Origin of the sequence: Dolichospermum circinale AWQC131C, assembly GCF_000426905.1 — a bacterium.
In the GTDB taxonomy this organism is placed as follows: domain Bacteria; phylum Cyanobacteriota; class Cyanobacteriia; order Cyanobacteriales; family Nostocaceae; genus Dolichospermum; species Dolichospermum circinale.
This window is the reverse complement of sequence record NZ_KE384619.1, coordinates 44,991-48,992: the sequence shown is the minus strand read 5'-3', so window position 1 is coordinate 48,992 and position 4,002 is coordinate 44,991. Positions and strand designations below refer to the sequence as shown.

Genomic DNA, 4,002 nt, shown 5'->3' with positions numbered 1-4,002 from the left:
AATCTCATATAAATAACTTATATCCCTAGAACAAAATATCCAAATTATGTAATCAATCTTGTAATTTGAGAATTTGTGGTTATTATTTCCCTACTGCGGAGATTCATTTTGGAAATAATAATATTTTTTCATTCTTTACTTGAGTGCATAGTCCTATCAATAAATTTCGTGTATAATGTGTATAATCAAGATGCCCCCTGGGGGGATTATCAATTATGATATTGTGGAATAAGTAAAGTTTAGTAACAAATATTAGAAACTTTGATTAATCATACATTCTTCTCCTATACAGCTACTAACCCTACGCTAGATATTGATGATGGCGTTAAAAATACGTCTTTAATAAACTTTATATCTTCCCGACAAAATTGGTTAGTATTTGCAGCATCAGTATTTTTAGTATCAGTACCAGTGTTTGTGGAAGCACCACTAGTAAGATCATTTCCTGCGCTAAGTGTATTTTTAACAGGCTTTTTACTTTGGTTCAGTATGAGATTAATGTCAAGTTCACGAACCTATTTATGGGGAGATTTACTCTTTGGGTTTAGCTGGACTTGGTTGACAGGGGCAATTTATTGGGGTTGGTTAAGATATGAACCAATCTGGCATATACCCATAGAATCACTAGGATTACCCTTTGCTTTGTGGTGTTTACGCAAAAATTGGGGTAAAATCGGCAATTGGTTTTATTTAGGTTCTTTGCTAGGGACAGTTTTAACCGATATTTATTTTTATTTAGTAGATTTGATGCCCTATTGGCGACAAATTATGAGAACAACCCCGGCAGGAGCTTCACAAATCTTACAAAATGCCTTAGAACAAGTCGAAACACCCTGGGGAGAAGGCTGGGCTGTTATTCTGGCGCTGATACTGATGACAGTGGGAACAGTCTCTTTACTGAATAAACAATGCCATTGGTATGCCTTTGGAGGGGCAATTTTGAGTACAATTCTAGTAGACAGTCTATTCTTAATAGCAGCGGTTCTAGCGTGAAATTCCCATAACTGGGGAAAACACCCAAAAATAGGCGCGTAAGTGCTATGAGGAAAAATTTTTGGCAAAAGTCAAAGTCAACCAAATAGTAGTGAATATTGTGGATATTGATACGCTGTATATTAGTTCTTGATGACTGTTGTGCAAGATCCCAAGCTAAAACGAAGAAGCTAAACCATGAGAAAATCAGGATCAAGTTAGAATAGAAACTGCTCTAACAACCTGAAAATTCTGGCTTATGCCCTGCGGTTTATGGCTTGTGGCTGCAAATAATCAACAATTTAATTGCTGTTTGATAGAAAGAGGTAAAAAATCGTGAAAGGATTGGTGCGTTTATTCACTGTATTTACATTGTTGCTAGGTTGTTGGGGAATATTGGGAACTACCCAAACAGCCCAAGCTGTTAGTTTCAATAGCTTTGCAGGAAATCAGGTTCCTGTTTTAGCAGTTGCTCGCCAAAACAAAGCAGATGAGAAACTGGGAACGGACTTTGGTAAAAAAATTGATTTGAATAATACCAATATCGCTGCTTTCCAAAAGTATCCAGGACTATATCCCACCTTGGCTAAGAAAATTATCAAAAATGCTCCCTACAAAAAAGTAGAGGATGTATTAAATATCCCAAAATTGAGCGATAAACAAAAAACACTTTTGCAAGCCAATTTGGATAATTTCACCGTGACAGAATTTGAGCCTAACTTCAACGAAGGTGATGATCGCATTAACAACGGTATCTACAGATAACCCTAGTTGGTAATTGGTAATTGGTGATTGGTAGAGGTAAGAGGCAGGAAGTTTCATAGATTTCCCCATTACCCATGACCCATGACCAATTACCTATTACCCATGACCCAACCCATTACCTATTACCTATTACCTCACCTTGTCTGATATAGATATTCCTAACCAATTTGATGTTTTAGTAGTCGGTGCTGGTGCAGCAGGACTATATACAGCCCTATGTTTACCAGCATCCTTACAAGTCGGCTTAATTACTAAAGAAACAGTTTCCCTCTCTGCCAGTGATTGGGCGCAAGGTGGCATAGCCGCTGCCGTGTCCCCGGAAGATTCGCCCAAACTGCATATTGAAGACACCTTAAAAGCCGGGGCGGGTTTATGTGATCTGGATGCTGTAAAATTTTTAGCTGAACAAGCTCCCAGTTGTATTCAATCCCTAGTTAATTTAGGAGTCGCTTTTGATCGTCATGACAGTAACTTAGCATTAACCTTAGAAGCAGCCCATTCTCGTCCTCGCGTTCTCCATGCGGCTGATACCACTGGTAGAGAAGTTACAACTACCCTGAAAAATCAAGTTCTACGTCGTCAGAATATCACAGTAATTCAGCAAGCTTTGGCTTTGAATTTGTGGATAGAACCCCAAACCGGTCAATGTTTGGGAATTAGCCTATTTTATCACGGTAAAATTACCTGGGTGAGAGCCGGAGCAGTAATTTTAGCTACTGGTGGCGGTGGTCAAGTATTTGCCCAAACTACTAACCCAGAAGTAAGTACAGGTGATGGTGTGGCCATTGCTTGGCGGGCGGGGGCGATTCTTCGGGATTTAGAATTTGTCCAGTTTCATCCTACAGCCTTGAGTAAACCAGGACGTTTTCTCATTAGTGAAGCCGTGCGCGGTGAAGGGGCGTACCTTGTGGATGATACCGGACGACGTTTTGCTTTTGATTACCACCCAGCTGGGGAATTAGCGCCGCGAGACGTGGTGAGTCGAGCAATTTTTAGTCATTTACAAAATACCGCCTCTGACCCGGCTACAGCCCATGTTTGGTTAGATATGCGTCCTATTCCCCCTGAGAAAATTCGTCATCGTTTCCCCAATATCATCGCCGTTTGTCAACGTTGGGGCATTGATGTCTTTAATCAACCCATTCCCGTTTCTCCAGCCGCCCATTATTGGATGGGTGGTATTCTCACAGATGTGACTAATTCGACCAATATTCCCGGTTTATATGCTGTTGGGGAAACCGCTAGTACGGGGGTACATGGTGCAAATCGTTTAGCCAGTAATTCTCTTTTAGAGTGTATTGTCTTTGGGGCGCAAATGGCTAATCTTGATCATGAAAAATTGATAATTCAAAAACAGAAATCTGTTAACTTTATTAAAAATGGAAATTTTACAGTTAACCCGTCTGCAATTGATTGGGAAAATCAACCAGGACAATTAGCAGAAATTCGCCAAAATTTACCCCGTCTAGTCTGGAAAAGTGCGGGTATTTGTCGAGAAAAATCAAGTTTAGAAAATGCCATTTTGCAAATTTCATCCTGGCAAGAAGACTTTGCTGCTTTACCTTTAAGTCAATTATTATTAAGTTTACAGCCTAGACAATCAGTTAATTTTCAACAACCGAAAATTGAAAAAGAATTGCGGCTTTGGGCAGAAACTCGTAATTTATTAGATGTGGCCGAATTAATTCTCAAAAGTGCTGTTTTTAGAACTGAAAGCCGTGGTGGACATTATCGTTTAGATTATCCCCAAACTGATCCTAATTGGCAAGTGCATACTCTGGTGAAAAATCAGGAATGGGTAATGGGTAATAGCTGATATAGCTGGCGGAAGATGGGTTATATCCCATACTCCGCGCCCTGAACTGTCACAATCGGTTATTACGGAAATTAATTCCTATGGATAATTCCGAAAATTCAAAAAAACACTTGGGGAATGTGGGTTAGAAACATTACTACAACTATAATACAGCTTAAAAATCGTGTAAAACTCAGGATAGAGAAGTAATTAAACGATTTTGAATTTTAATATCCGTTCTTTCCTAATTTTCAAGAATTTTGCTTTGAATTTCCGATTAATTAGCATTTGTAAATAATTAGGTTCTGTGATAAATTCTATGTGTCATAGTACATAAATCAAAAAATACTAAAAATAAATTATACATTTTGTGTATAGAATGCGGACATTTTCTACTTTAAATGTCAAATTCCTGGATAATTTTCACAAGTACCTACTAAATTTCTATTTTTCCAATATCTTAAGATGAT

At 38.5% G+C, this 4,002-nt stretch carries 3 protein-coding genes; all 3 read left to right on the top strand.

What is annotated here, in order from left to right:
- Positions 1-261 precede the first annotated feature (261 nt).
- Positions 262-993, top strand: a complete 732-nt coding sequence (locus tag ACIR131C_RS0113665) for a DUF3120 domain-containing protein (RefSeq protein ID WP_028090656.1) — start codon at positions 262-264, stop codon at positions 991-993.
- A gap of 315 nt (positions 994-1,308) precedes the next feature.
- Positions 1,309-1,737: a photosystem II complex extrinsic protein PsbU gene (gene psbU / locus ACIR131C_RS0113660; protein ID WP_028090655.1), complete on the top strand. Its 429-nt coding sequence runs from the start codon at positions 1,309-1,311 to the stop codon at positions 1,735-1,737.
- Positions 1,738-1,876: 139 nt separating this feature from the next.
- Positions 1,877-3,553: an L-aspartate oxidase gene (gene nadB, locus ACIR131C_RS0113655; RefSeq protein WP_028090654.1), complete on the top strand. Its 1,677-nt coding sequence runs from the start codon at positions 1,877-1,879 to the stop codon at positions 3,551-3,553.
- Positions 3,554-4,002: the final 449 nt, after the last annotated feature.